This is a genomic window from Sphingomonas aurantiaca (assembly GCF_003050705.1).
In the GTDB taxonomy this organism is placed as follows: Bacteria; Pseudomonadota; Alphaproteobacteria; order Sphingomonadales; family Sphingomonadaceae; genus Sphingomonas; species Sphingomonas aurantiaca.
The window spans coordinates 320,613-344,646 of sequence record NZ_QAOG01000003.1 but is presented as its reverse complement, the minus strand read 5'-3'; the positions used below and the strand labels follow the sequence as shown (position 1 = coordinate 344,646).

21 protein-coding genes are annotated in these 24,034 nt (G+C 66.4%); 6 read left to right on the top strand and 15 right to left on the bottom strand.

Features of this window, described 5'->3' with window-relative positions; translation table 11 throughout:
- From C8J26_RS10530 to C8J26_RS10510, 5 genes are all read left to right on the top strand, one after another.
- Positions 1 to 456 (top strand): EF-hand domain-containing protein, encoded by a 456-nt coding sequence (locus tag C8J26_RS10530; protein ID WP_107958165.1) that lies wholly within the window; start codon positions 1 to 3, stop codon positions 454 to 456.
- A gap of 4 nt (positions 457 to 460) precedes the next feature.
- Positions 461 to 1,609 (top strand): tRNA guanosine(34) transglycosylase Tgt, encoded by a 1,149-nt coding sequence (tgt, locus tag C8J26_RS10525; protein WP_107957875.1) that lies wholly within the window; start codon positions 461 to 463, stop codon positions 1,607 to 1,609.
- Positions 1,606 to 1,803, top strand: a complete 198-nt coding sequence (locus tag C8J26_RS10520; RefSeq protein ID WP_056416621.1) for a hypothetical protein — start codon at positions 1,606 to 1,608, stop codon at positions 1,801 to 1,803. Before tgt ends, C8J26_RS10520 begins: the two co-directional genes overlap by 4 nt.
- 8 nt (positions 1,804 to 1,811) lie before the next feature.
- Positions 1,812 to 4,649, top strand: a complete 2,838-nt coding sequence (locus C8J26_RS10515; RefSeq protein WP_107957873.1) for a M16 family metallopeptidase — start codon at positions 1,812 to 1,814, stop codon at positions 4,647 to 4,649.
- Between the two features lie 170 nt (positions 4,650 to 4,819).
- Positions 4,820 to 5,818: a cell wall hydrolase gene (locus C8J26_RS10510; protein ID WP_107957871.1), complete on the top strand. Its 999-nt coding sequence runs from the start codon at positions 4,820 to 4,822 to the stop codon at positions 5,816 to 5,818.
- A 101-nt stretch (positions 5,819 to 5,919) separates the two neighbouring features.
- Here the strand turns inward: C8J26_RS10510 and C8J26_RS10505 are convergent, their stop codons facing one another.
- The 11 genes from C8J26_RS10505 to uvrA all read right to left on the bottom strand — a co-directional run bounded on the left by C8J26_RS10505 (position 5,920) and on the right by uvrA (position 15,046).
- Positions 5,920 to 6,150, bottom strand: a complete 231-nt coding sequence (locus C8J26_RS10505) for a hypothetical protein (protein ID WP_056060610.1) — start codon at positions 6,148 to 6,150, stop codon at positions 5,920 to 5,922.
- A 103-nt stretch (positions 6,151 to 6,253) separates the two neighbouring features.
- Positions 6,254 to 6,466: a cold-shock protein gene (locus C8J26_RS10500; protein ID WP_031394996.1), complete on the bottom strand. Its 213-nt coding sequence runs from the start codon at positions 6,464 to 6,466 to the stop codon at positions 6,254 to 6,256.
- A 278-nt stretch (positions 6,467 to 6,744) separates the two neighbouring features.
- Complete coding sequence (locus C8J26_RS10495) at positions 6,745 to 7,158, bottom strand: glycine zipper 2TM domain-containing protein (RefSeq protein WP_208631372.1); 414 nt, start codon at positions 7,156 to 7,158, stop codon at positions 6,745 to 6,747.
- A 77-nt stretch (positions 7,159 to 7,235) separates the two neighbouring features.
- The gene (locus C8J26_RS10490; RefSeq protein ID WP_107957869.1) at positions 7,236 to 7,679 is read right to left on the bottom strand and encodes a DUF3597 domain-containing protein; all 444 of its coding nucleotides are present in this window, start codon (positions 7,677 to 7,679) and stop codon (positions 7,236 to 7,238) included.
- A gap of 103 nt (positions 7,680 to 7,782) precedes the next feature.
- Positions 7,783 to 9,147: a hypothetical protein gene (locus C8J26_RS10485; RefSeq protein ID WP_107957867.1), complete on the bottom strand. Its 1,365-nt coding sequence runs from the start codon at positions 9,145 to 9,147 to the stop codon at positions 7,783 to 7,785.
- Positions 9,144 to 9,425 carry a hypothetical protein gene (locus tag C8J26_RS20090; protein ID WP_146168810.1) on the bottom strand — a complete coding sequence of 94 codons (282 nt, stop codon included), beginning with the start codon at positions 9,423 to 9,425 and terminating at the stop codon, positions 9,144 to 9,146. The genes C8J26_RS10485 and C8J26_RS20090 overlap by 4 nt, the downstream gene beginning before the upstream one ends.
- Positions 9,426 to 9,670: 245 nt before the next feature.
- Positions 9,671 to 10,003 (bottom strand): hypothetical protein, encoded by a 333-nt coding sequence (locus C8J26_RS10480; RefSeq protein ID WP_107957866.1) that lies wholly within the window; start codon positions 10,001 to 10,003, stop codon positions 9,671 to 9,673.
- Positions 10,004 to 10,075: 72 nt separating this feature from the next.
- The gene (locus tag C8J26_RS10475) at positions 10,076 to 10,351 is read right to left on the bottom strand and encodes a type II toxin-antitoxin system RelE/ParE family toxin (protein WP_107957864.1); all 276 of its coding nucleotides are present in this window, start codon (positions 10,349 to 10,351) and stop codon (positions 10,076 to 10,078) included.
- Positions 10,348 to 10,524, bottom strand: a complete 177-nt coding sequence (relB, locus tag C8J26_RS10470; protein ID WP_107957862.1) for a type II toxin-antitoxin system RelB family antitoxin — start codon at positions 10,522 to 10,524, stop codon at positions 10,348 to 10,350. The genes C8J26_RS10475 and relB overlap by 4 nt, the downstream gene beginning before the upstream one ends.
- Before the next feature lie 193 nt (positions 10,525 to 10,717).
- Positions 10,718 to 12,112, bottom strand: coding sequence for a hypothetical protein (locus C8J26_RS20085; protein WP_146168809.1), 1,395 nt, complete (start codon positions 12,110 to 12,112; stop codon positions 10,718 to 10,720).
- Between the two features lie 30 nt (positions 12,113 to 12,142).
- Positions 12,143 to 15,046, bottom strand: coding sequence for an excinuclease ABC subunit UvrA (gene uvrA, locus C8J26_RS10465; protein ID WP_107957860.1), 2,904 nt, complete (start codon positions 15,044 to 15,046; stop codon positions 12,143 to 12,145).
- Between the two features lie 187 nt (positions 15,047 to 15,233).
- Here uvrA and C8J26_RS10460 point away from each other — a divergent pair, with 187 nt between their 5' ends.
- A complete protein-coding gene (locus C8J26_RS10460) occupies positions 15,234 to 15,740 on the top strand; it encodes a hypothetical protein (RefSeq protein WP_107957858.1) in 507 nt (168 codons plus the stop codon).
- 166 nt (positions 15,741 to 15,906) lie between these two features.
- Here C8J26_RS10460 and C8J26_RS10455 read toward each other — a convergent pair whose 3' ends face one another.
- The 4 genes from C8J26_RS10455 to C8J26_RS10440 all read right to left on the bottom strand — a co-directional run bounded on the left by C8J26_RS10455 (position 15,907) and on the right by C8J26_RS10440 (position 23,890).
- Complete coding sequence (locus tag C8J26_RS10455; RefSeq protein ID WP_146168808.1) at positions 15,907 to 17,049, bottom strand: GGDEF domain-containing protein; 1,143 nt, start codon at positions 17,047 to 17,049, stop codon at positions 15,907 to 15,909.
- Between the two features lie 1,018 nt (positions 17,050 to 18,067).
- Positions 18,068 to 19,462: a dihydrolipoyl dehydrogenase gene (gene lpdA / locus C8J26_RS10450; RefSeq protein ID WP_107957854.1), complete on the bottom strand. Its 1,395-nt coding sequence runs from the start codon at positions 19,460 to 19,462 to the stop codon at positions 18,068 to 18,070.
- 127 nt (positions 19,463 to 19,589) lie between these two features.
- The gene (gene odhB / locus C8J26_RS10445) at positions 19,590 to 20,831 is read right to left on the bottom strand and encodes a 2-oxoglutarate dehydrogenase complex dihydrolipoyllysine-residue succinyltransferase (protein ID WP_107957852.1); all 1,242 of its coding nucleotides are present in this window, start codon (positions 20,829 to 20,831) and stop codon (positions 19,590 to 19,592) included.
- Positions 20,832 to 20,953: 122 nt separating this feature from the next.
- The gene (locus C8J26_RS10440; RefSeq protein WP_107957850.1) at positions 20,954 to 23,890 is read right to left on the bottom strand and encodes a 2-oxoglutarate dehydrogenase E1 component; all 2,937 of its coding nucleotides are present in this window, start codon (positions 23,888 to 23,890) and stop codon (positions 20,954 to 20,956) included.
- Positions 23,891 to 24,034: the final 144 nt, after the last annotated feature.

Here is a 24,034-nt window from a genome sequence, read left to right as displayed (position 1 = left end):
ATGCTGCTCGCCCTCGCCTTGTTGCAGGCCATACCGGCCGCCCCGCCGCCCGCAGGCACGCCGCAGCCGCCAGCGACGATCTTCGCCGAGCCGGCCGCGCTGTTCATCGCCGCGTGCGATGCGAACGGCGATGGCCGCGTCACCCAGCCCGAGCTGACCGCATGCGTCGCGCGCAGCTATGCAACCGCCGAGGGGGCCGCATCGGGTTCGATCGGTTATATTGCCTATGCCGACTGGGCGCAGGCCTGGCTGGGCGATCGCAACGCGTTGCCGAGCCCGTTCGAGGTCGATCGCGATGGCGACAACCGGATCACGCTCGCCGAACTGCAGACCCGGTTCGCGCAGTTCTTCACGCGGTTCGACCGCGACAAGGACGGCATCCTGACCCGCTCCGAACTCATCACGATCCGCGCCGCCGCCCCCGGCGAGCGTTACGGCATCCGCAAGAAAAACTGACATCATGACCCGTCCCCGTTTCGACTTCACGATCTCCGCCACCGACGGCAAGGCGCGCACCGGCGTCATCGCGATGCAGCGCGGCGACATCCGCACGCCTGCGTTCATGCCGGTCGGCACGGCCGCCACCGTCAAGGGGATGAAGCCTGCCGACGTGGTCGGCGCCGGCGCGGACATCATCCTCGGCAACACCTATCACCTGATGCTGCGGCCGGGTGCCGAGCGCGTTGCGCGGCTGGGCGGGCTGCACGCGTTTTCAGGCTGGTCGAAGCCGATCCTGACCGATTCCGGCGGCTACCAGGTGATGAGTCTCGCCGACCTGACCAAGCGGTCCGAGGAAGGCGTGTCGTTCAAGTCGCATCTCGACGGGACGCGACATCTGCTGAGCCCCGAGCGGTCGATCGAGATCCAGCGGCTGCTCGGCTCGAACATCGTCATGGCGTTCGACGAACTCGTGCCGACGACCTCGACGCGCGAGGTGCAGGCCGCGGCGATGGAGCGATCGATGCGCTGGGCCAGGCGATCGCGCGCAGCATTCGACAGCGGCGAAGCGCATGCCGAGAACAACGCGATCTTCGGGATCCAGCAGGGTGCGCTGAACGAGGGGTTCCGCAAATCGTCGGCAGATGCGCTGATAGACATCGGCTTCGACGGCTATGCGGTCGGCGGGCTGGCGGTCGGCGAGGGCCAGGAAGCGATGTTCGGCTGCCTCGACTTCGCGCCGGACCAGTTGCCGGTCGACAAGCCGCGCTATCTGATGGGCGTCGGCAAGCCCGACGATATCGTCGGCGCGGTCGAGCGCGGGATCGACATGTTCGATTGCGTGATGCCGACCCGGTCGGGCCGCACCGGCCAGGCCTTCACGCGGACCGGGCCGATCAATATCCGCAACGCCAAGTTCGGCGAGGATACCGGGCCGCTCGACCCCGCCTGCCCCTGCCCCGTGTGCGCGACGTGGAGCCGGGCGTATCTGCATCACCTCGTCCGATCGGGTGAAATGCTCGGCGCGATGTTGATGACCGAGCATAATATCTGGTTTTATGAGACATTGATGGCGGACCTGCGGGCGGCGATCGCTGCTAGTGCGTTGACGCAGTTCGCGAACGCGTTCCGCGCGCAGTACGTGCGGAAGAGTGAAGGAGAACAGACATGACCAAGCCGATCGATAGCGACACCCCGAACGAGATCCTCGCTGCAGCGAAGGAAGCGAAGTTGCAGGCGGAAGCGGTCGCACACAACGCGGTCGAAAAGGCGAAGAGCTGGCCGCTCGCCAAGATCGGTCTCGGCGTCGGGATCGGGTCTGCGGCCATCGCCGGTGCGGTGCTGTTCGCCAACCGCAACAAGTAGGGACCTCGATGCGCCTCCTCCGCTCCGCTCTGCTGCTCACCGCGGCATGTTTCCCCGTAGCGGCGGCGGCGCAGACCGCGCCCGGCCAGGCACCCCGACAGATCGGGGTCAAGCCGATCGCCTATACCCAGCGCACGCTGCCGAACGGGCTGCGCGTCTATGCGATCCGCGATACCGGCACGCCGAACGTGTCGGTGCAAGTATGGTACGATGTCGGATCGAAGGACGACCCCAAGGGCAAGTCCGGCTTCGCGCACATGTTTGAACATCTCATGTTCAAGTCGACGCGCAACCTTGTGTCGGAACAGATGGACCGGCTGACCGAGGACGTCGGCGGCTACAACAACGCGTCGACCAACGACGACTATACGAATTATTACGAGGTGATCCCCGCCAATCATCTCCAGCGGCTGTTGTTCGCGGAGGCCGACCGGATGGCGAGCCTTGTCGTCGAGCCCAAGAGCTTCGGCTCGGAACGCGACGTCGTGAAAGAGGAACTGCGCCAGAGCACGCTCTCGCGGCCATACGGCAAGCTGTTCTCGCTCTATTATCCAGCGCTTGCCTACACGGCGCATCCCTATGCGCGGGGCACGATCGGCAGCATTGAAAATCTCGAAGCCGCCGGGATCGACGACGTACGTGCCTTCCATGCAACCTACTATCGGCCGGACAATGCGATCCTGGTCGTGTCCGGCAATTTCGATCCTGCGCAGCTGAACGGCTGGGTCGACCAGTATTTCGCGGGGATCAAGCAGCCATCGGTGGCGATCCCGCGGGTAACGGTGGCCGAGCCTGCGCGCACCAAGGCGGTGACGCGTACCGTGTACGAGCCCAACACGCCGCTACCTGCGGTACTGGTCAGCTACCATGTCCCCGCGGATCGCGATGCGGACATCGCTGCGCTGACGGTGCTGAAGGCGGTGCTGGCGACGGGCGAGAGTTCGCGGCTGTACGAGAGCGTCGTGTACCGCGATCAGCTCGCGCAGTCCGCGGAAGCCTTCCTCGATACGAAGCAGGCGACCGGCAATCTGGTGGTCTATGCGATCCTCGCGGGCGGCAAGACGGCCGAGGCCGGGGAAGCAGCGCTGAAGCGCGAGATCGCCCGGTTCCGCGATGCCCCGGTAACGGCCGCCGAACTGGCCGAGGCGAAGAACGAGATCCTCACTCAGTCGATCGAGTCGCGCGAGACCGCGGAGGGCAAGGCGAGCACGTTGGCGGCCGCGGTGCTGATCGATGGCGATCCACAGGCGGCGGACAAGCAGCTCGCAGCGATCGCCCAGGTCAGCGCGGCGGATATCCAGCGGGTCGCGCGGAAATATCTCGGCGACGATCAGTCGGCGACGATCCGGTATCTGCCGGTCGGCGACAAGCCTTCAGGTGCGGTCGCCGATACGATCGCGGTGGCGCCGACCGTTCGGGTTGCCGACCTGACGGCGCCGGCCAATGTCGCGATCGTGACGCCCGCGCCGGACGGACAACGCGTCCAGCCCCCTGCCCCTAGCGCACCCGTATCGCCGACGATCCCGCAGCCCGTCGAGGTCCGTCTCGCCAACGGCATGCGGCTGGTCACGGTGGAGCGGCACGACCTGCCGATCGTCACCGCCTATCTGGTGACCGCCGGCGGTGCAGCTACCGATCCCGCGAACCGCCCCGGCGTCAGCAACCTGACCGCCGAGTTGATGACCAAGGGTACCAAGACGCGCTCCGCGACGCAGATCGCGCGCGCTATCGAAGGGCTTGGCGGCGCGATCGGCAGCGACGCAGGGAGCGACGGCGCGTCGGTCGCGGTGACGGTGAAGTCGGACCAGCTCGATCCGGCGATGGCGATCCTCGCGGACGTTGCGGTCAACCCAGCCTTTGCCACCGACGAGATCGAGCGGGCGCGGACGCAGCAGATCGACGCGGTCACGTTGGCGTTGAAGGACCCAGCGCAGGTCGCAGGGCTTGTGGCAGATCGTGCGGTGCTCGGCGCCTCGCCTTATGGCGCGCCCACCGGGGGTACGCCGCTGTCGTTGCGCGCAATCACCCGCCCCGACATTGTCGCTGCCTATGCGCGCAGTTTCCAGCCGGGCCAGGCAACACTCATCATGGTCGGCGACGTCACCACGGCGCGCGCAAAGGCCTTGGCGGAGGCAAGGTTCGGTGGCTGGAAATCTGCCGGCGTAGCGGCGGCCACGGCGCCCGCCGTCGTGTACCCGAAGCCTCGTGTCATCGTCGTCGACATGCCCGAGGCGGGTCAGGCTGGCGTCGTCGTGGCCCGGCCGGCGATCGCGCGACGCGACCCGCGCTATTATCCGCTCGCGGTCGGTAACACGGTGCTTGGCGGTGGATTTTCATCGCGACTGAACCAGGAGATCCGCATCAAGCGGGGGCTGGCCTATGGCGCGAGCAGCGGGCTGGACGCGGGCAAGACGCAGGGCACGATCGCCGCGAGGACGCAGACCAAGAATCCCACGGCGGCCGAGGTCGTGACGCTGATCGCCGCCGAGATGACGCGGCTTGGATCGGCGCCCGTCCCGACCGCCGAACTCGACACGCGCAAGGCGGTGCTCGTCGGCAATTTCGGACGCGGGATCGAGACGACGTCCGGCGTCGCCGGTATCCTCGGCGCCTATGTCCAGAACGACGTGCCGCTCGGTGAATTGCAGCGGTACACGGGCGCGGTCGGTGCAGTCGATCCGGCGGCGGTGCAGGCGGCAGCCACCGCGCTGCTCGATCCGAAAGAGGCGAGCATCGTCGTGGTCGGCGATGCGAAGCAGTTCATCGAACCGCTGCGCAAGGCTTATCCGTCGGTCGAGGTGATCCCCGAAGCCGCGTTGAAGCTCGACACGGCAACGTTGCGGTAAGCCATGCCTGCTAGGGTGCCGTGTCGTCCCGTGCCGGGACGGACGGATTCGGTGGAGGATCGTGGGCGTCCAATCGGCTATGCACGACGTTCATGGTCCTTGCGGCAGTCTCGCCCTGGAGCAGGTAGAAGGTAACAACGTTGCGCGTTCGGTTGCAGACGGTTCGACTGATGCGCCGCATCTGGCTTGCGATGGTTGCCGTGTTGTTGGTGATCGGCGCCGGCATGTCCGCGCACGCTGCTCTGCGCGTGATCTCCGAACGGAACGCGGCGCGGGATCGCGCCATGGTCGCGGCGGATGCGCGGGCGGCCGCCCCTGGCTCCACGGTTTTCGCCGACCAGGAAACCGCAGCACCCGCAGCCGGCGTGACGGGGACCATCGACCTGCCCGACTTGCCGATCCCCGCGGGCGTGGCTCTCGATTCCGGCGTCGTGCCTGCACGCCCTTTCTCGATGGCGGGCGCCTCGGCGATTGACCGCGACCGGGCGCGGCAATGTCTGACCGCCGCGATCTATTACGAGGCGGCGTCGGAGCCTGACGCGGGGCAACAGGCGGTTGCGCAGGTGATCCTCAACCGCGCGCGGCATCCGGCATTCCCCGGCACCGTGTGCGGTGTGGTGTATCAGGGATCGGAGCATGCCGGTTGCCAGTTCAGCTTCGCCTGCGACGGGGCGATGGCTCGCGTGCCGGCGCGGGCTGCCTGGGTTCGGGCGGCGCGGGCTGCGGGGATGGCGCTGGCTGGCTATGTCTACGCACCCGTCGGGCTCGCCACGCATTACCATACCTATGCGGTGACCCCGGCGTGGAACCGCAGCCTGGTGATGACCGATGTCGTGGGTGCGCATTTCTTCCACCGCTGGAAGGGCTATTGGGGCACGAGCGCGGCGTTCAACCAGCGTTATGTCGGCGGCGAGCCGGTGCCGGGACCGCATCGGGAGATCCAGCCCCTGGCGCCGCCGACGCCGGAGATGATCGCCGCGGCCGGGGCTGCGGCGGTGGCGGCCGCTTCGGCCGGCGAGACGACGGCCGTTACACCGAGCGTGCCGGTTGCGGTGGCCAAGGCCAGTCCGATGCCTTCGAAGCCCGCAGCGGCGGTCGTCACGGACATGCTGCCACCGGAATCGCAGATCCTCGACCGGTGGAAGGACTCCGGCAAGCCGCTGAAATAGCTCGTCGATTCAGCCTCGGACGCCGGACACAACAAAACCCGGAGGCGGTGCCGTCCGGGTTTCGATTGCTGTCAGCTTATTTAGCGCAGACTGGTTTGGATTTATTCCGCGGGGACCATCGACGGGGTGCCGATCATCATGCGTTCGCCACCGGGAGGGGCGGCTTCGCGGGCGGCGCGGAGGATCTGAGTGCGTTCGGCGCGCGATGCCATGTCATCCCAGGCCTTTTCGGCGCGGCGGCAGCGATCGCGGACATTGTCGAGGAGGGCGGCATCGCCGTTGCGACGCTCTTCATCAGCGCGGGCCCGGTAAAATTCTGGATTATCGGCCATGCTGATGCGCTCCTGCGGGAGGGTAGAGAAAGAGTTGGTGCGGCGATCCGAAGACCGCCGCACCGCAACCGAGATCAGGTGGCGAATTGCTCCGCCGACGAGATCAATCGGCTGGCTGGAGGTTCACGGCCGACTGCTTGCCACGCTTGTCGGGCTCGAGCTCGTAGGTGACGCGCTGGTTCTGGTTCAGCGTCGGCATGCCGGCGCGCTCAACCGCGGTGATGTGCACGAATGCATCATTGCCGCCGCCATCCGGCGCGATGAAGCCATAGCCCTTGTCGGCGTTGAAAAACTTGACGGTTCCGGTGATAGCCATGAATTGGCTCCTTCTTAGTATGGGTAACCCGACGTTCGAGCGACCCTGTGCCGCGGAGCAGGGAAAGAAGGAGAAAGGTGCCGCAAAGCGCCAAGAACCGTCGATGTGCGACTGTAGCTGAGCGCTATATGGGCCAAGACCGCCGGAATTGCAAATCTTGCCGGAAAAATCGGTCCAGAATTACATCGAATATCACATAGGATATTTTCGGAAGCGTAGTTCGACGCGGAAAAATCTTCGATCTACCGGCGCCGATATTTCGGCGCCGGTCGAGGGATTTAGCGGCAGCGGGTGTCGTTGTTCGAGCGATCCACTGCACGCCCGGCCAGCGCACCACCAGCCGCACCGAGTACCGTCCCGAGCAGGCCCGAGCCGCCTGGCGCGATGACGTTGCCGAGCACGCCGCCGGCGACTCCGCCGACAATCAGGCCGGTCGTGCCGTCGTTGCGGCGGCAGTAATAACGGCCGTCATTGCCGCGATAGACGCGGTCGTTGCGCGACAGACGACGCTCGCGGTAGCGGCGGTCGTCGCGGTAGTAGCGGCCGGCGTCATAGCCGCCATAGGACGGGTCGGGCGCGTTATAGTCATAGCCACGGTAGCGCGGGTCGACGCCGTAGCGGCTGCCTCCGTCGCCAACGCAACCGGCAACCAGGGTCGAGGCGGCCAGCAGGCCCAGCATCGCAACGCGCATTTCGTGTCCTTTCAGGGGGTTGATACTGAAAGCGTAATGATCGGCGCCGGGGTTTGGTTGCCGGCGCCGAAACAGGCTCAATCCTTGAGGTTCGCCGGCACGGTGCCGCCGTTCTTCTCGAGCTCGCGCATCACGGCCTTTTGCAGCCAGATGTTCATCTCCGCGCTGCCGTCCTTCTCGCCGGTATAGCCGAGCTCGGTGGCAAGCTCCTTGCGGTTGGCAAGGCTCGAATCGAGATCGAGCAGCTTCATCAGATCGACGATCGAGGTGCGCCAGTTGAGATCGGAGCCCTTCTTCGATGCGATGCCCGAGAGGACGGCTTCGACGTCGACCGACTGGGCGGGGGCAGCCTGCGGGGTCGGCGCGGGTGCGGCCGGTGAGGGCGTAGGCGCGGGCTGGGCGGCGGTCGTCTGCGGGGCGGGTGCAGGGGCGGCCTCGGGCTTGGGGGTGCCGAAATGGCCGCTGCCGAGCGGGCCCTTTTCACCGAAGATGGCGGACTTGATCTTGCTGAAAATGCTCATGGGGGTCTCCGTCGGACTGTAGAGTGACGGCGGGAGAACGCCCGGTATGGGATTTGGGTGCACGCCGCGCGACCGGCGGCGACGGACAGGCCGCGGGGTGCGGCTAGACGGGCGGCTGGACGGGCGGTTCGGGGCGCAGCGGATCGAACGTCCAGGCGAGCCCGGCGATACGGTCCGCATCGGTGTCGCCGACCGCCGCCGCCCCCGCTTCGTCGACGAGCCCCGCATCGACCGCATAGCCGACGAACCAGCTGTCGCGGTCCGCGCCCTCGGCGACCAGGCGTTCGGCGATCGCGCGGTCGCGCGGCGCCTCGAGGATGATCCCCTCCTCGTCCGAACATTCGCGGCTATAGTCGTCGTCGCCGAAGACGCCCGATTCCGCGCCGAAAAAGCCGGGCGGCGGCGGGAAGCAGGTGCGCCAGCGGGCTGCGCCATGATCGTACCAGACCGGGCAATCGGGGTTGCGGCCCTCCTCGCCTCCTGAGTGAAGTATAGGAAGTGCAGACGCTGGCGCAGCATCGTGCGGCGCGTCGCCTGCGCCGTCTCCGGCCGATGCCTCGGGGTCCGGGGCGGGATCCGGCGCGGGTGGGGCCACGGGCTCGGGCGCGAGCTGGAGCAGCCCGGCGGCCTCGGCGCGCGCCCATTGCTCGGCGGTCCAGCCGGCGCGGGCGGCGGGATCGAGATCGGCGACGACGATCCCCGACGCGACGCCCGCCGCGCTGCGCAACCAGCGGTCCGCGCGGGCGAGCGCGACGATCGGCGCCATCGCCGCCTCCGCGGCCGTAGCGCGCTCCGTCGGGCGGTCCCCTGGGCGGTCCCCTGCCCGCTCGCCATCACCCTGGAGGGCCGCGATCGCGTCGGCGTCGAGCCGCTCGCCGAGGAACAGGCCGGCGCGGGCGGGGCCTGCGTCGCGCGCGATGATGTCGAGGAACGCGTCGAACTCGGCGGCGACCATGCGCGTGGCGGCGGTCGCGGTCTCGCTCGCGTCGGCGTGGCGATCGAGCCGGTTGAGCAGCGACATGGCGAGGCGGTTGTCGTAGCGATGGCGCTCGATCACCTCGCCGTCGGGGCGGGTGACGCGCTCGGTCTGGCCGGCGATCGCGCGGAGGAAGAGCGTCTCGGCGACGACCGGCCGCGCGACGAGCCTGGCGGCGTCCCAGCCGAGCGCGAACGCCGCGCCCGCCGCCCGACGCCGCAACGCATAGGCGGCCCCGGACGAGAGGCCGACGCTGGCGCTGGCCTCGTCGACGGTGGCGCCCTCGGCGATGCGTTCGAGAAAGCCGCGCTGGCGATCGGGCGTCCAGCCGTCGCTGCGCTGCGTGTAGCGCGCGGGTGTGGCGGGGGCGTAGCCGTGGAGGGGCGCGGCGTCTGGCGGAGCGTGTTCGGGATGGGCGGCGGTTTGCAGGCGCGCGGGGGCGGCGTGCGGGAGCGCGTCGCTGGCGCCGAGGGGTGCGAGGGGGGCAGTCACTTGCGCAGGCGCCGGAAGAGCGCGGTCGAGGAGTCGCGGTTGGCGGCGATCTCGGGCGAGACCGGGATGCGGTGGCCGATCCGGCCCGCGTCGACATGCGCCATCCAGGCGAGGACGTGGCGGACCTCTTCGGCGACGTGCTCGGGGATCGGTCGTTCGGGTGCGCGTGGGGGTGCTGGCGCTGGCGGGAGGGTTGGCGGGGATGGCGGCGCGGGGATCGGCGGCTCGGTTTGCGCGTGGGGCGGCTGTGGGTCGGCCGGAGTGGGTGCGTTCGCCATGATCGATCCTCCTGCTGTGCGAAGAGGACCGATCAGATATGCCGGGTCGGGGTGTGTAGGACAGCGGTTTTTACCGGGGGGCGACGGACCTTCGATGTCCGGCGGCCGGTTGCCCGCTGCCCTTCTAGTTCCCCCGCGGAGGCGGGGGCCCAGGAGCTACGGTCGTCGTCCTGCCTAAACCTGGGCTCCCGCCTTCGCGGGAGAACAGGCAGACGTAGGGGGAGACGCCGCGGGGTCCGGCTATGTTAGCCGAGCGTCGACCCGCGATCGGCCGCGAACGACGGTGCGGGGCCGGTGGCGGGGCGGAGCGACTCGCGCTCGGCCTTGGTCGGGACGGCGGTGGGATCGGGGCGGAACGCGTCGGGCGCGCGATCGTCCGCGCCGGGGCGGGGCTTGTCGAGCGCGAGATCGGGCGCGGCATGCTCGGCGGGGTTCTTCTTCGATCGCAGGAAGACGGCGAGCAACGCACCGCCCAGCCCGATCGCCGCGGCGCCGATCGAGAGCGCGTTGCGGCCGAACGTCTTGGGCTTGGGCTTGCGGTCAGGCTGGTGGGGGTGGCGGTGGTCGAATTTGGGCATGGGCTGGTCCGGTGTTGTTGGTTCGTGAGGTTCAACGGACCGGGGCGCTGGGGTGTTCCGGTGGTACGGGCCTTATGGATAACGCTGGCGGGCGTGGAGGATGGCGAGGATTTCGATCGTCGTCGTGACCTGGTAGACCAGAATGTAATTCGGATGGATCACTGCCTCGCGGGTTCCGGCGACCCGACCGGGGCGGTAGAGATAGGGGTGATCCGGAAGCGTTTCCGCCGCGTGCCTGATCGCGGCGATCAACCGTTGCGCGGCCGCGAAATTGCGCGGGGCGATATAGTCGGCGATCTCCAGCAGGTTACGGGTGGCGTCGTCTGTCCAGACGAGCGGCAGCGTCACCGCGGCCGGTGCTTCTCGATCACCTGTTGCACCATCGCCATCACCTGATCGTGCGGGATGCCGGGGGCGGTGGACGTCATCGCCATCTCGATCTTCGCGCGGAACCACGCGTCATAGGCGTCCGCCTCTTCGGTGGTCGCGAACTCAGACTCGATGGGCGAGAGCTTTGCCATACGGGACGTATAGCAGACGGCGGTGGGGGCTGAAAGCTGGTGGCGCGTAGCGGCATGCCGGGCATCATGTCTCGGCCGAAAGGGTAAGCGCAACATCGGCTAGTAGTACGGGCCAAAAGTCGCAATACTAATTAAGGATGCATTTCCAAAGACAAAAGGGAAATACATATCAAATAGATCACCTTGATTCAGCCTAGTATACCCTCTTTGCAATATCACTAACTGAGTTCATCCCGCCGCGACCATCTCCACCTGTCTTTGGCAGAATAAACGTGTATCTACCGTCCTGCATGTATACGAGCTTTATGTGCTTACCATCGTCAGTAATCGCGAAACCTAGATCTTCCAGTGCCTTCCGTGCGTCACGCGTCATGGACTTATATTGTCCAAGCGCGTTCTTCAAAACATCTCTCCGATGTTTCATGCTATCAGATACGGGCATCAGAGATACAATGCTCTGTATTAAATGCTGGCGGCGACCACCATCCTGCTCGTTCTCGGAGGCCCTGATAAGCGCATCGCGCAAAGTCTCTGTCACTTCACCATCGAAATAACTTTGCTCGCCACCTGTGTCTAATCGGACGCCTTTTTGACTGCCCCCTCCACCATCGACTGTACGAAGTTGAGATTTGAGTCGCTGAATTTCCGCCTCCGCCTCACCTAACTGACTTTCTCTAATGGCTATTTCAGAGTCAAAGGCCGCAACATACTCTTCGATGTTATCGGATCCTGCAGCTCTCAGCGTATTAAATGCCTTTCGGGCAATTTGCGCCTCGGCCTGGGACCAAGTTATTCTGCTAAGCGACCTTCTGTTGAGGAGCGCAGTTCTTATGTCCCCACATAATGTCTTTCGGACAGCGCCGTCCGATGGCATTTGGTCGTTGATAAAGTAAACTGATCGCTCGCCGTTGGGCCAGTATACGCCCACCCGACCACCGTAAACATTCCGCGACCCTACATTGATCTGCAACATTCGGGAGAATTCGCGATCAGGTTCAACCAATATGTGAGCCATTCCAGCCAACACACGAGCCAAGGGTGCAGGATCAACTGGATGATCTCCAGTAAAGCTGCAACTCATATATACTATGGGTAAATAGTTATCAGCGTCGCCATTCATCAGCCGCGTAGTCATATTTACGTCGTTTAGACCAAGTAAAACCGGCTTATCAGAAACGTATGATTCCCCATCAAGACCGCCTTTCAGGTTATTTAAAATAGTCTTGACAACATGAGGCTTTAGGGCTGCTGGCAACTTGAGCTGCGCTGAATATGATTCGCGCGCTGTTCTTAAACCAACCCACGAATCCCCATTGCGGGAAAATACTACCGTCGTTGTCCACTCAAGAGATCCGTCCCTCGCGATATACCGAACCGCCGCAGTTTCCTGCTCTCCAGATCTAATCATGAGCATCTCGACCTGCTCACGCCCTACCTCGATATTCCATTGCCCCTCAAAGGGGATACTATCGAAATGTTCGTTCCTTAGCGCGGTATGAGGCGATCCTATCAACCAAGTGCGTACTGACGCTACAAAGTCATCAGCGGTCGAGTCTCGGACGGGAAATTCAGTGGCAAAAGAAAGCATTCCCTAGGTAGCGACAATTACTCAAAACCGTCAACTTCCCTGTCCCAGCTCGACGCGCTTCTCCAGCAACGGCGCAAGATACTTCCCCGTAAAGCTCCCCTTGGCCTTGGCGACCTTCTCCGGCGTGCCCTCGGCGACGATCTCGCCGCCCTTGACGCCGCCTTCGGGGCCGAGGTCGAGCACCCAGTCCGCGGTCTTGATGACGTCGAGATTGTGTTCGATCACGACGACGGTGTTGCCCTGCTCGACCAGCGCGTGGAGGACTTCGAGGAGTTTGCGGACGTCCTCGAAATGCAGGCCCGTCGTGGGTTCGTCGAGGATGTAGAGCGTGTTGCCGGTCGCGCGGCGCGAGAGTTCCTTGGCGAGCTTGACGCGTTGCGCCTCGCCGCCCGAGAGCGTCGTCGCCTGCTGGCCGACCTTGACGTAGCCGAGACCGACCTCGACCAGCATCGCCATCTTGTCGCGGATCGGGGGGACCGCCTTGAAGAACTCGGCGGCGTCCTCGACGGTCATGTCGAGCACGTCGGCGATGCTGTGGCCCTTGAACTTCACCTCCAGCGTCTCGCGATTGTAGCGCGCGCCGTGGCAGACGTCGCACTGCACATAGACGTCGGGGAGGAAGTGCATCTCGATCTTGAGCACGCCGTCGCCCTGGCACGCCTCGCAGCGGCCGCCCTTGACGTTGAAGCTGAACCGGCCGGGCTTGTAGCCGCGCGCCTGGCTCTCCGGGAGCCCCGCGAACCAGTCGCGGATCTGCGTGAAGCTGCCGGTATAGGTGGCGGGGTTGCTGCGCGGGGTGCGGCCGATCGGCGACTGGTCGATGTCGATGACCTTGTCGAGATATTGCAGGCCGGTGATCTTGTCGTGCTTGCCCTGGACGATGCGCGCGCCGTTGAGCTCGCGCGCGGCGGCGGCGTAGAGCGTGTCGATCGTGAAGCTTGACTTGCCCGACCCCGAGACGCCGGTGACGCAGGTGAAGGTGCCGAGCGGGATGCTCGCGGTGACGCCCGTCAGGTTGTTCGCGGTGGCGTTGTGGACGGTGAGCTTCTTGCCGTTGCCTTTGCGCCGCGTGGCGGGGACCGGGACTTCGCGCGTGCCGTTGAGATAGTCCGCGGTGATGCTGCCCTTCGACTTCAGGATCTGCTTGAGCGTGCCTTGGGCCACGACCTGGCCGCCGCGGACGCCTGCGCCGGGGCCCATGTCGATGATGTAATCGGCGGTGCGGATCGCGTCCTCGTCATGCTCGACGACGAGCACGGTGTTGCCGAGATCGCGCAGGCGTCGCAGCGTCTTGAGGAGCATGTCGTTGTCGCGCTGGTGCAGGCCGATCGAGGGCTCGTCGAGGACGTAGAGCACGCCCGACAGCCCGCTGCCGATCTGCGATGCGAGGCGGATGCGCTGGCTTTCGCCGCCGCTGAGTGTGCCGCTGGTGCGATCGAGGTTGAGATAGTCGAGCCCGACATTGTTGAGGAAGCCGAGGCGCTCGACGATTTCCTTCAGGATGCGCTCGGCGATCGCGTTCTGCTGGTCGCCGAGATGCTGCGGCATGTCGGTGAAGAACTGGAGCGCGTCGACGACCGAGAGGTGCGTGGCGTAGCTGATATCCTTCATCGCGATCTTGACCGCGAGCGCTTCGGGTTTCAGGCGCGCGCCGGCGCAGACCTCGCACGGGGCGGCGGACTGGTATTTGTTCAGCTCCTCGCGCATCCACGCGCTCTCGGTCTGGAGCAGGCGGCGGTTGAGGTTGCCGATGACGCCCTCGAACGGCTTGGAGACGTCGTATTTCTTCTTGCCGTCGATGAAGGTGAGCGTGACGGGCTTGCCCTTCGAACCGTGCAGGATGACGCGCTGGACCTCTTCGGGGAGGTCGGACCAGGGGGTCTCGATGTCGAACTTGTATTCGCGCGCGAGGCTGCCGAGGACCTGCATGTAATAGGGCGAGGGCGGGTTGGATTTCGCCCAGGGGACGACCGCGCCCTTCTTGATGCTGAGCATGTGGTTGGGGACGACGAGGTCTTCGTCGAACAGCAATTTCTCGCCGAGGCCGTCGCAGGCCGGGCACGCACCTTGCGGGGCGTTGAACGAGAAGAGGCGCGGCTCGATCTCGGAGATGGTGAAGCCGCTGACCGGGCAGGCGAACTTCTCGCTGAAGACGATGCGGCCGTCGGGGGCGTTGCTGCCGAGGATTTCGGATTTCGGGGTGTGCGGCTCGACCGGGTCGGCGGGGTCGACATAGGCGAGGCCTTCGGCAAGCTTCAGCGCGGTTTCGAACGATTCCGCGAGGCGTGTGGCGATCTCGCCGCCGACGACGAGACGGTCGACAACGACCTCGATGTCGTGCTTGTACTTCTTGTCGAGCGCGGGCGCCTCGTCGATGTCGTGGATCGTGCCGTCGATGCGGACACGCGTGAAGCCCGCCTTCTGCCACTCGGCGAGTTCCTTGCGATACTCGCCCTTGCGGCCGCGGACGACGGGGGCGAGCAGATAGAGGCGCGTGCCCTCGGGGAGCGCCATGACGCGGTCGACCATCTGGCTGACGGTCTGCGCGGCGATCGGCTCGCCGGTCGCGGGCGAGTACGGGATGCCGACGCGCGCCCAGAGCAGGCGCATGTAATCGTAGATCTCGGTGACGGTCGCGACGGTCGAGCGCGGGTTGCGCGACGTCGTCTTCTGCTCGATCGAGATGGCGGGGCTGAGGCCCTCGATGTGGTCGACATCGGGCTTTTGCATCAGTTCGAGGAACTGGCGGGCATAGGCGCTGAGGCTCTCGACGTAGCGGCGCTGGCCCTCGGCGTAGATCGTGTCGAACGCGAGGCTCGACTTGCCCGAGCCCGACAGCCCGGTGATCACCGTCAGCGTGTCGCGGGGGATGTCGATGTCGACGTCCTTGAGGTTGTGCTCGCGCGCGCCGCGTACGGAAATCTTGGTCAGCATAAGGCGGTCTGTTCCATATTTGTTCGCGTGCGGCAAGACGTGTTCGCGCGCAGCGACGCCTGCACGGCGCCATTCGATCGGGTGCTGAGATGGGTAACGTCGGCGGCCGGCGAAAGGGGGCATTGTCGTGGGTTAGCGCGATACTTACATGGTGTATTGGATATACAATACAGCTTTGGAGGCTGGCATGGGCAAGAAGAAGGACGAGCGAAAGCGGCGCGAACGCGAGGCCGAGCGGACCGCGCAGGCCGCGGGCGGCGAGCACACGCATGACTCGCACAAGCATGGGAAGCACAAGCATGGTGGCGCTGCTCCGTTCGCGGGGATTGCGGCAGCGTTGACACGGCAGATGGGAACGCCGGCGGGGCGACAGGTGATCGCGGCCGGGCTGATGATGGCGGCCAACGCGATTACCGCGAAGGACGCGCGTGGCACCGCGCCGCGCCCGCCCGAGCCGCCAAAGCCTGCGGCGACGCCGGAGTCGGCCGCGCCGCCGGAGTCGCCGTCGGAGTCGCGCGAGTCTGCGGCGACCGGGACCGGGCCCTTCGCCGGCGGCACCGCCACCCCGCCGAAAAGCGACGCCCCCGCGCTGCCGCCCGAATTGTCCAAGGTGATCGACTCGGTCGCTGCGGGTATCGAGCGCTTCGCCGCGGGCTTTGCCAAGCCCGCCAAGCCGGACTCGCCGAAAGCCTGATCGGCTTCCCGATCCTCCCCCGCCAGGGGGACGTGGCGCCGTAGGCGTCGGAGGGGGAGGACGCGCAACGGCGGGCCGCGCCTGCCGCCCCCTCCGTCAGGCTGGCGTCTGCCACCTCCCCCTGGCGGGGGAGGATCGTTGGGCTCGGGAGTGGCGCGCGGCCTTGTCAGGCGACCTTGGCGAGGAGCCTTGGTGCGCGACGGTCGCTCTTGACGGCGTACATCGTCTGGTCGGCGCGGGCGATGAGCGTGGCGAGCGGCGTGGTGGCGGCATCCTCGATGAGGCCGACGCTGATGCTGGGGGCGATGCCGATCGGGACGTGATGCGTCATGGTCTGCGCGAACGCGGTCGCCATGCGGGTGCCGAGTGCGCTGGCCTGCTCGACGGGAATGCCGGGGAGCAGGCAGACGAACTCGTCGCCGCCCCAGCGCGCGAGATGGCCGTGCGTGCCGAGGACGTCGCGGACGATGTCGGCGAGCATGCGCAGCGCGGCGTCGCCCGCGGCGTGGCCCTGCGTGTCGTTGAGCATCTTGAAGCGATCGACGTCGATCATCATCACCGACACGCGCCCGCTGTCGGCGAGCGTGCGCGCGACGCGGTCTAGGCCGGCGCGGTTGAGCGCGCCGGTGAGCCAGTCGCGCTCCATCTGGTCGAGCAGCGCGTTCTGGCCGCGCTCCGCCTGGAGGATCAGCAGCGAGAAGGCGCGGAAGATGATGAAGGCGATCTGGCCGGCGGCAAACCAGGCGCCGATATCGTCGTGGACGCCGGTCAGCCGCGTGCCGATCCGGTCGCCATAGGCGAGCCACCCGCGGGCGAGGAACATCGGGACGGTGATGGCGAACAGCGCGGCGACGATCCAGCCGGTCTGGAGAGACTCGCGGCGCGCCATCCGGATCGCGACGATGACGACGACGAGGTCGAACGCGGCGCGGATGACGCTGAGATAGGCGACGCGGAGGTGGAATTGCGCAGGGTCGCGAATGCCCCAGAAGGGCAGTCCGCAGACCAGGGCGATCCCGAGCAACGGCATCAGGCGCGCGTCGGGGCGGCTGAACCGAATCACCGCGCCCGCGATCAAGGCATAGCCGATCACCACCGCGGGGTTGCCGATGCTGGGCAGCCAGGCGAGACCGATGCGGTCGTTCAGCACCGCCATCAACGCCCCGCAACCGGCGATCAGGTGGCCCGTGCCCCATAGCCCGGCCCATGCGCCGAACCGACCGGTGGCGAGCGGGATGAGGTGGATGAAACCGGCGACCAGCATGCCGAGGCCGGCGACGACGTAAAGAGTAGTAAGATCCAGCGCCACGGCGACCTGCTTGTTGGTTCGTTAGGCGGCGTCTTAGGGCGGCTTTGCTAAGGATTGGTTCCGGTTGGGGGGGTGGCTCACCTGCCCCCGTCATGCCGGTGGACTTCGGGGCCTGTGGTAGCGGACCGGGTGATCGCAGCACGGTGTCGCCGGGTGCGCCGGGTCCATGGGTCCCGGCGTTCGCCGGGATGACGGATGGGGGTGCGGGTCGCTTGCGGGGTTTGGGAGGGTGATTGCGGGTGAGGCGGAGCGTGGTTGGACTGCGCGCCGCTATCTCCGCCTTCACTCCCCGCCACCTCGGCCCTCGGTCCCCACCCCTTCCCCGTCATCCCGGCGGACGCCGGGACCCACGGTTGCGGACCGGGTGATGGCAGCACGGTATCCCCGGGTTTGCCGTGTCCATGGGTCCCGGCGTTCGCCGGGATGACGGGTGGGGATTGAGGGTCCCTTGCGGGTTTGGGAGGGTGATTGCGGGTGGGGCGAAGCGCGGTTGGATTGCACGCCGCTATCTCCGCCTTCACTCCCCACCACCTCGGCCTTCGCTCCCCGCCACCTATGCCCTCGGTCCCCACCCCTTCCCCGTCATCCCGGCGGACGCCGGGACCCATGGTTGCGGACCGGGTGATGGCAGCACGGTATCGCCGGGTTCGCCGTGTCCATGGGTCCCGGCGTTCGCCGGGATGATGGGTGGGGTTGAGGGTCCCTCGCGGGTTTGGGAGGGTGACTGCGGGTGGGGCGAAGCGCGGTTGCGTTCTCGTGTCGCTATCTCCGCCCGGCCTGCGCCTGCTCCGCTATCTCAGTCCATGCCTGCGCCCGCACCCTCACCCGCACCCGCGCTGAGCAAACGCAGAGAGGGCGTCGGTGGGATTACCACCGACGCCCTCCGATACTCGGCTCGACCCTGGCTTGGCCGGACAGGAGCGAAGCCCCTGTCGTCGGACGGCGCTGGAGCGCCGCCGGCCGGTCCGACCGCGGGTGCTCGGCCGTAGCTGGCGCTACGACCTTTGCGCGGTCGTACTCAGATGTGGATGGGCTTGCCCTGTACCGCCATCGCCGCCTCCTTCATCGCCTCGGCATGCGTGGGATGCGCGTGGCAGGTGTAAGCGATGTCCTCGCTGGTCGCGCCGAATTCCATCGCGATGGCGGCTTCGGCGATCAGCGTGCCCGCGAGGCTCGAGACGATCCAGACGCCCAGCACGCGGTCGGTCTTGGCATCCGCGATGACCTTGACGAAGCCGTCGGTGTCGCGGTTGGTCTTGGCGCGGCTGTTCGCGGCGAAGGGGAACTTGCCGACCTTGATCTCGGTCATGTCCTTCGCGGCTTCCTCGGTGAGGCCGACGCCGGCGATCTCGGGCATCGTGTAGACGACGGACGGGATGACGTCCTCGTTGACGATGCCCGTCTGGCCGGCGATGTTCTCGGCCACCGCGACGCCCTCGTCCTCCGCCTTGTGCGCGAGCATCAGGCCGGGGACGCAGTCGCCGATCGCCCACACGCCGTCGACCTTGGTGCGGAACGAGTGGTCGGTCTCGATCTGGCCGCGCTTGTTGAGTTCGAGGCCGATCGACTCGAGGTTGAGGCCGTCGACATTGGCCTTGCGGCCGATCGAGACGAGCACCGCGTCGGCGGTCATCGTCTCGGACGCGCCACCGGCGGCGGGCTCGACGGTGACGGTCGCGACGCCGTTGTCGACGGTCACGCCGGTGACCTTGGTCGAGAGCTTGAGCTCCATGCCCTGCTTCTTGAAGAGCTTGGCGCTCTCACGGCGGACTTCGCCGTCGAAGCCGGGGAGGATCTGGTCGACGAATTCGACGACGGTGACCTTCGCGCCGAGGCGACGCCAGACGCTGCCGAGTTCGAGACCGATCACGCCGCCGCCGATGACGACCATGTGCTCGGGGACCTTGGGGAGCGCGAGCGCGCCGGTGCTGTCGACGACGGTCTTCTGGTCGACCTCGACGCCGGGGAGCGGCATGACGCTCGAGCCGGTGGCGATGACGATGTTCTTCGCGGTGACCTTCTGGCCTGCGACATCCACCGTGTGCGCGTCCTGGAACGCGGCCTTGCCCTTGAGCCAGGTGACCTTGTTCTTCTTGAACAGGAATTCGACGCCGCCGGTCAGTTCCTTGACGGCTTTCGCCTTCTCGGCGTGCATCTGGTCGAGGTTCAAGGTGACGCCGGTGAACTCGACGCCGAACTTGGTCATGTGACCGCCCTTGGCCTCCTCGTACAGCTCGGAGGCGTGGAGCAGCGCCTTGGACGGGATGCAGCCGACGTTGAGGCAGGTGCCGCCGAGCGTCTCGCGCGATTCGGCGCAGGCGGTGCGCAGGCCGAGCTGCCCGGCGCGGATCGCGGCGACGTACCCACCGGGGCCCGCACCGATTACGAGGACGTCATAGTCATAGTCAGCCATTGTCGCTTCTCTCTTACTTCCCCGGCGCAGGCCGGGGCCCAGTTGGGAGATATATGGGGAGGGCGAAGCGCTTCGTCACCACGGCCTTCCACACTGGGCCCCGGCCTGCGCCGGGGTGCTTGGATACTTACAGGTCGATCAGGATGCGCGTCGGATCCTCGATCGCGTTCTTGAGCGCGACGAGGAACGTCACGGCTTCGCGGCCGTCGATCAGGCGGTGATCGTAGCTGAGCGCGAGATACATCATCGGGCGGATGACGACCTGGCCGTTGATCGCGACCGGGCGCTCCTCGATGCGGTGGAGGCCCAGCACTGCCGACTGCGGCGGGTTGATGATCGGGGTCGACATCAGCGAGCCGAACACGCCGCCGTTCGAGATCGTGAACGTGCCGCCCTTCATCTCGTCCATCTTGAGCGCGCCGTCCTTGGCGCGCTTGCCGAAGTCGCCGATCGTCTTCTCGATCGTCGCGACCGACATCTGGTCGGCATCGCGGATCACGGGGACGACGAGGCCGCCCGGCGACGAAACGGCGACCGAGATGTCGGCGTAATCGTGATAGACGATGTCGTCGCCGTCGATCGACGCGTTGACCGACGGGATGTCGCGCAGCGCCATCGTCGCGGCCTTCACGAAGAAGCCCATGAAGCCGAGGCGGACGCCGTGCTTCTTCTCGAACAGGTCCTTGTACTTGGCGCGCGCCTCGATCACCGCGGTCATGTCGACGTCGTTGAACGTCGTCAGCATCGCGGCGGTGTTCTGCGCTTCCTTGAGGCGCTTGGCGATCGTCTGGCGCAGGCGAGTCATGCGGACGCGCTCTTCACCGCGGCCCGAGGCGGCGGGCGCTGCGGCCGGTGCAGGCGCAGGTGCGGCCGCGGGGGCGGGCTTGCTCGAGGCAGCGGCGGTCACGTCTTCCTTGGTGATGCGACCGTCGCGGCCGGTGCCCTTGACGGTGCCGGGGTCAACGCCGTGCTCGAGCACCGCGCGGCGGACCGACGGCGAGAGCGCGGCGGGGGAGTCGCTCGTGCCGGCACCAGGCTGGTCGCCGTACCCTGCGCCGGACTCGTCCTTCGCGGGCGCCGAGGGCGTTGCGGTCGCGGCAGGCTCGGGGGCCTTAGCTGCGGCGGCGCCGTCACCGGCGTCGATCGTGGCGAGCATCGCGCCGACCTGGACCGTGTCGCCGACTGCGACCGCGTGCTGACCCATGACGCCGGCGACCGGCGAGGGCACCTCGACCGAGACCTTGTCGGTCTCGAGGCTGGCGATGGGCTCGTCGACGGCGACGGGATCGCCGGGCTGCTTCAGCCACTCGCCGAGGGTGGCTTCGGTGATCGATTCACCCAGGACGGGGACGGTGACTTCGGTTGCCATTTTCTATCTTCCTATCGTTCCCCGGCGAAGGCCGGGGCCCAGGTGGGAAAGGTCATTTCTTAGCGACTGGCCTCCCCCAACTGGGCCCCGGCCTTCGCCGGGGAACAGTGAGGGTGGCGGTGTTACGATGCGCGGGTGCGGCGGATTTCGTCGCGGACGCTGTGGCCGAGCGCGTCTGCGACGAGTGCGCCCTGCTCGGCCTGGTGACGCTTCATCAGGCCGGTCGCGGGCGACGCCGAGGCGTTGCGCCCGGCATAGCGCGCGCGCTTGACCGGCGAGTTCACCGTTGCCAGCGCCTCCTCGATCAGCGGCTCGACGAAGAACCAGTAGCCGTTGTTCTTCGGCTCTTCCTGCGCCCAGACGATCTCTTCCAGGTTCGGCATCCGCGCGACGCGCTCGGCGATCGGGTTGCCGGGGAAGGGATAGAGCTGCTCGACGCGGACGATCTGCGTGTCGGTGTCGCCCGCCGCATCGCGTGCCTCGATCAGGTCGTAGGCGACCTTGCCGGTGCACAGGACGAGACGCTTGGTGTCGACATCGGCTGCACCGTTGGTGTCGGACAGGAGACGACGGAAGTGGCTGTCGCCCTGGAAGTCCTCGGCGTTCGACACCGCGAGCTTGTGACGCAGCAACGACTTGGGGGTCATCACGATCAGGGGCTTGCGGAAGTTGCGATGCATCTGCCGACGGAGCAGGTGGAAATAGTTCGCCGGGCTGGTGCAGTTCGCGACCTGGATATTGTCGTCCGCGCAGGACTGAAGGAAGCGCTCGGGACGTGCCGAGCTGTGCTCGGGCCCCTGCCCTTCATAGCCGTGCGGGAGCAGCATCACGAGGCCGTTGGCGCGGAGCCACTTCGACTCGCCGCTCGTGATGAACTGATCGATCATGATCTGCGCGCCGTTGACGAAATCGCCGAACTGCGCCTCCCAGAGGACGAGCGTCTTCGGGTCGGCGAGCGCATAGCCATACTCGAAGCCGAGCACGCCGTATTCGCTGAGCGGGCTGTCGAGCACTTCGAAATTGCCGTGCTCGATCTCCTGCAGCGGCACGTATTTGTGTTCGTCGGTCTGGTCGACCCAGACCGCGTGACGCTGCGAGAAGGTGCCGCGGCCCGAATCCTGGCCGGACAGACGGACGCCATAGCCTTCGGACAGAAGCCCGCCGAACGCGAGTGCCTCGCCGGTCGCCCAGTCGAAGCCCTTGCCCGACTTGAACATCTCACGCTTGGCATCGAGCACGCGCGCGAGCGTCTTGTGGATCTTCACGCTGTCGGGAACCGTCGTCAGCGTGCGGCCGAGCGAATCGAACAGCTTCTGGCTGAGGCCGGTCTCGACGTTGCGACGTGCGGACGCACCGTCGGTCGGTGCGCTGAGGCCGGTCCAGCGACCGCCGAACCAGTCGGCCTTGTTTGGCTTGTACGACGAACCCGCTTCGAACTCGCCCTCGAGCCGCAATGTGAGCTGCTTCACATTCTCGTCGATCCAGGGCTGGTCGATGACGCCTTCCTTGATCAGGCGGTTGCCATAGACCGAGCTGACGCCGGGGTGCTTGCGGATGATGTCGTACATCAGCGGCTGCGTGAAGGACGGCTCGTCGCCCTCGTTATGGCCGAAGCGGCGATAGCACCACATGTCGATGACGATGTCGCGGTGGAACTTCTGACGGAATTCCATCGCCATCTTGGTGGCGAAGGTCACCGCCTCGGGATCGTCGCCATTGACGTGAAAGACCGGCGCCTGGACGCCCTTGGCGACGTCCGACGGGTAAGGCGACGAGCGCGCGAACTGCGGGCTGGTCGTGAAGCCGACCTGGTTGTTGATGATGAAGTGGACGCAGCCGCCGGTGTTGTAGCCGCGGATGCCCGAGAAGCCGAGGCACTCCCAGACGATCCCCTGCCCTGCGAACGCCGCATCGCCGTGGATCAGCACGGGCAGCGAAGCGACATGGTCCTTGAGATCGTTGTTGAGCGTCTGGATCGCGCGCGTCTTGCCGAGCACGACGGGGTCGGCCGCCTCGAGATGCGACGGGTTGGCGACGAGGCTCATATGAACCTTGTGGCCGTCGAACTCGCGGTCGGTGCTGGTGCCGAGGTGGTACTTCACGTCGCCAGACCCGCCGATGTCATCGGGGTTGGCCGAACCGCCAGCGAATTCGTGGAAGATGACACGCAAGGGCTTGGCCATTACGTTGGCGAGCACGTTCAGACGACCGCGATGCGCCATGCCGATGACGATCTCGCGCACGCCCATCTGGCCGCCGTACTTGATCACCGATTCGAGCGCGGGGATCATCGATTCGCCGCCGTCGAGCCCGAACCGCTTCGTGCCGACATACTTCTTGCCGAGGAATTTCTCCCACTGCTCGGCTTCGATGACCTTGTTGAGGATCGCCTTCTTGCCGTCGACGGAGAATTCGATCGCCTTGTCCTGGCCCTCCATGCGCTCCTGGAGGAAGCGGCGCTCCTCGACATCGGCGATGTGCATGTATTCGAGGCCGACATTGCCGCAGTAATTCTTGCGCAGCGTGTCGACGAGCTCGCGGATGGTCGCCCATTCGAAGCCCATCGTGCCGCCGAGATAGACTTTGCGGTCGATGTCGGCGTCGGAGAAGCCGTGATATTCGGTCTTGAGATCCTCGGGCATCTCGCGCTTGGAGAGACCGAGCGGATCGAGATTGGCGGCGAGGTGGCCGCGGACGCGGTAGGTGCGGATCAGCATCTGCGCGCGGATCGCGTCGGCCGCTGCCTTGGCGATCTCGTCCTTCGAGACGGGGGCGGGCGCGGCGGCTGCGGGGGCCGGCTTGCCACCCTTTGCGGGCTTGGGCGCAGGCTCCATCTGGGTGGGATCGAGTGCTGCGGTGAGGTCGTCCGTGGTGGTCAGCGGCCAGCGCGCGCTTTCCCAGCTCGGGCCCTGCGCGGAGCCTTCGAGATCCTCGAAGAACGTCCGCCAGCCGGATTCGACCGAGGCCGGATCGGCGGTGAACTTGGCGTAGAGCGTCTCTACGAACGCCGGGCTGACGCCGGCTGCGATATCGCTGAAATCCTGGCCTTCGTAGCCCATCGTTCTCGTCCTCGATTCCCCTCTCCCCGCGGGGGAGAGGGAGGGGCCCGCCCGCACTTGCGGGTGGGAGGGTGAGGGCACGGGCGGTCACGTGCCCTCACCCTTCCGCTGCCAAGTGGCAGCTCCTTCCCTCTCCCCGGGGGG

What these genes read in the sequence shown, in the direction of transcription:
- C8J26_RS10440 (WP_107957850.1), bottom strand. Translation starts at nt 23,890, where the DNA reads ATGGGCTACGAAGGCCAGGATTTCAGCGATATCGCAGCCGGCGTCAGC.
- C8J26_RS10510 (WP_107957871.1), top strand. Translation starts at nt 4,820, where the DNA reads ATGCGCCGCATCTGGCTTGCGATGGTTGCCGTGTTGTTGGTGATCGGC.
- relB (WP_107957862.1), bottom strand. Translation starts at nt 10,524, where the DNA reads ATGGCAAAGCTCTCGCCCATCGAGTCTGAGTTCGCGACCACCGAAGAG.
- uvrA (WP_107957860.1), bottom strand. Translation starts at nt 15,046, where the DNA reads ATGCTGACCAAGATTTCCGTACGCGGCGCGCGCGAGCACAACCTCAAG.
- C8J26_RS10500 (WP_031394996.1), bottom strand. Translation starts at nt 6,466, where the DNA reads ATGGCTATCACCGGAACCGTCAAGTTTTTCAACGCCGACAAGGGCTAT.
- C8J26_RS10520 (WP_056416621.1), top strand. Translation starts at nt 1,606, where the DNA reads ATGACCAAGCCGATCGATAGCGACACCCCGAACGAGATCCTCGCTGCA.
- C8J26_RS10480 (WP_107957866.1), bottom strand. Translation starts at nt 10,003, where the DNA reads ATGCCCAAATTCGACCACCGCCACCCCCACCAGCCTGACCGCAAGCCC.
- C8J26_RS10530 (WP_107958165.1), top strand. Translation starts at nt 1, where the DNA reads ATGCTGCTCGCCCTCGCCTTGTTGCAGGCCATACCGGCCGCCCCGCCG.
- lpdA (WP_107957854.1), bottom strand. Translation starts at nt 19,462, where the DNA reads ATGGCTGACTATGACTATGACGTCCTCGTAATCGGTGCGGGCCCCGGT.
- C8J26_RS10505 (WP_056060610.1), bottom strand. Translation starts at nt 6,150, where the DNA reads ATGGCCGATAATCCAGAATTTTACCGGGCCCGCGCTGATGAAGAGCGT.
- C8J26_RS10515 (WP_107957873.1), top strand. Translation starts at nt 1,812, where the DNA reads ATGCGCCTCCTCCGCTCCGCTCTGCTGCTCACCGCGGCATGTTTCCCC.
- odhB (WP_107957852.1), bottom strand. Translation starts at nt 20,831, where the DNA reads ATGGCAACCGAAGTCACCGTCCCCGTCCTGGGTGAATCGATCACCGAA.
- C8J26_RS10495 (WP_208631372.1), bottom strand. Translation starts at nt 7,158, where the DNA reads ATGCGCGTTGCGATGCTGGGCCTGCTGGCCGCCTCGACCCTGGTTGCC.
- tgt (WP_107957875.1), top strand. Translation starts at nt 461, where the DNA reads ATGACCCGTCCCCGTTTCGACTTCACGATCTCCGCCACCGACGGCAAG.
- C8J26_RS20085 (WP_146168809.1), bottom strand. Translation starts at nt 12,112, where the DNA reads ATGCTTTCTTTTGCCACTGAATTTCCCGTCCGAGACTCGACCGCTGAT.
- C8J26_RS20090 (WP_146168810.1), bottom strand. Translation starts at nt 9,425, where the DNA reads ATGGCGAACGCACCCACTCCGGCCGACCCACAGCCGCCCCACGCGCAA.
- C8J26_RS10460 (WP_107957858.1), top strand. Translation starts at nt 15,234, where the DNA reads ATGGGCAAGAAGAAGGACGAGCGAAAGCGGCGCGAACGCGAGGCCGAG.
- C8J26_RS10490 (WP_107957869.1), bottom strand. Translation starts at nt 7,679, where the DNA reads ATGAGCATTTTCAGCAAGATCAAGTCCGCCATCTTCGGTGAAAAGGGC.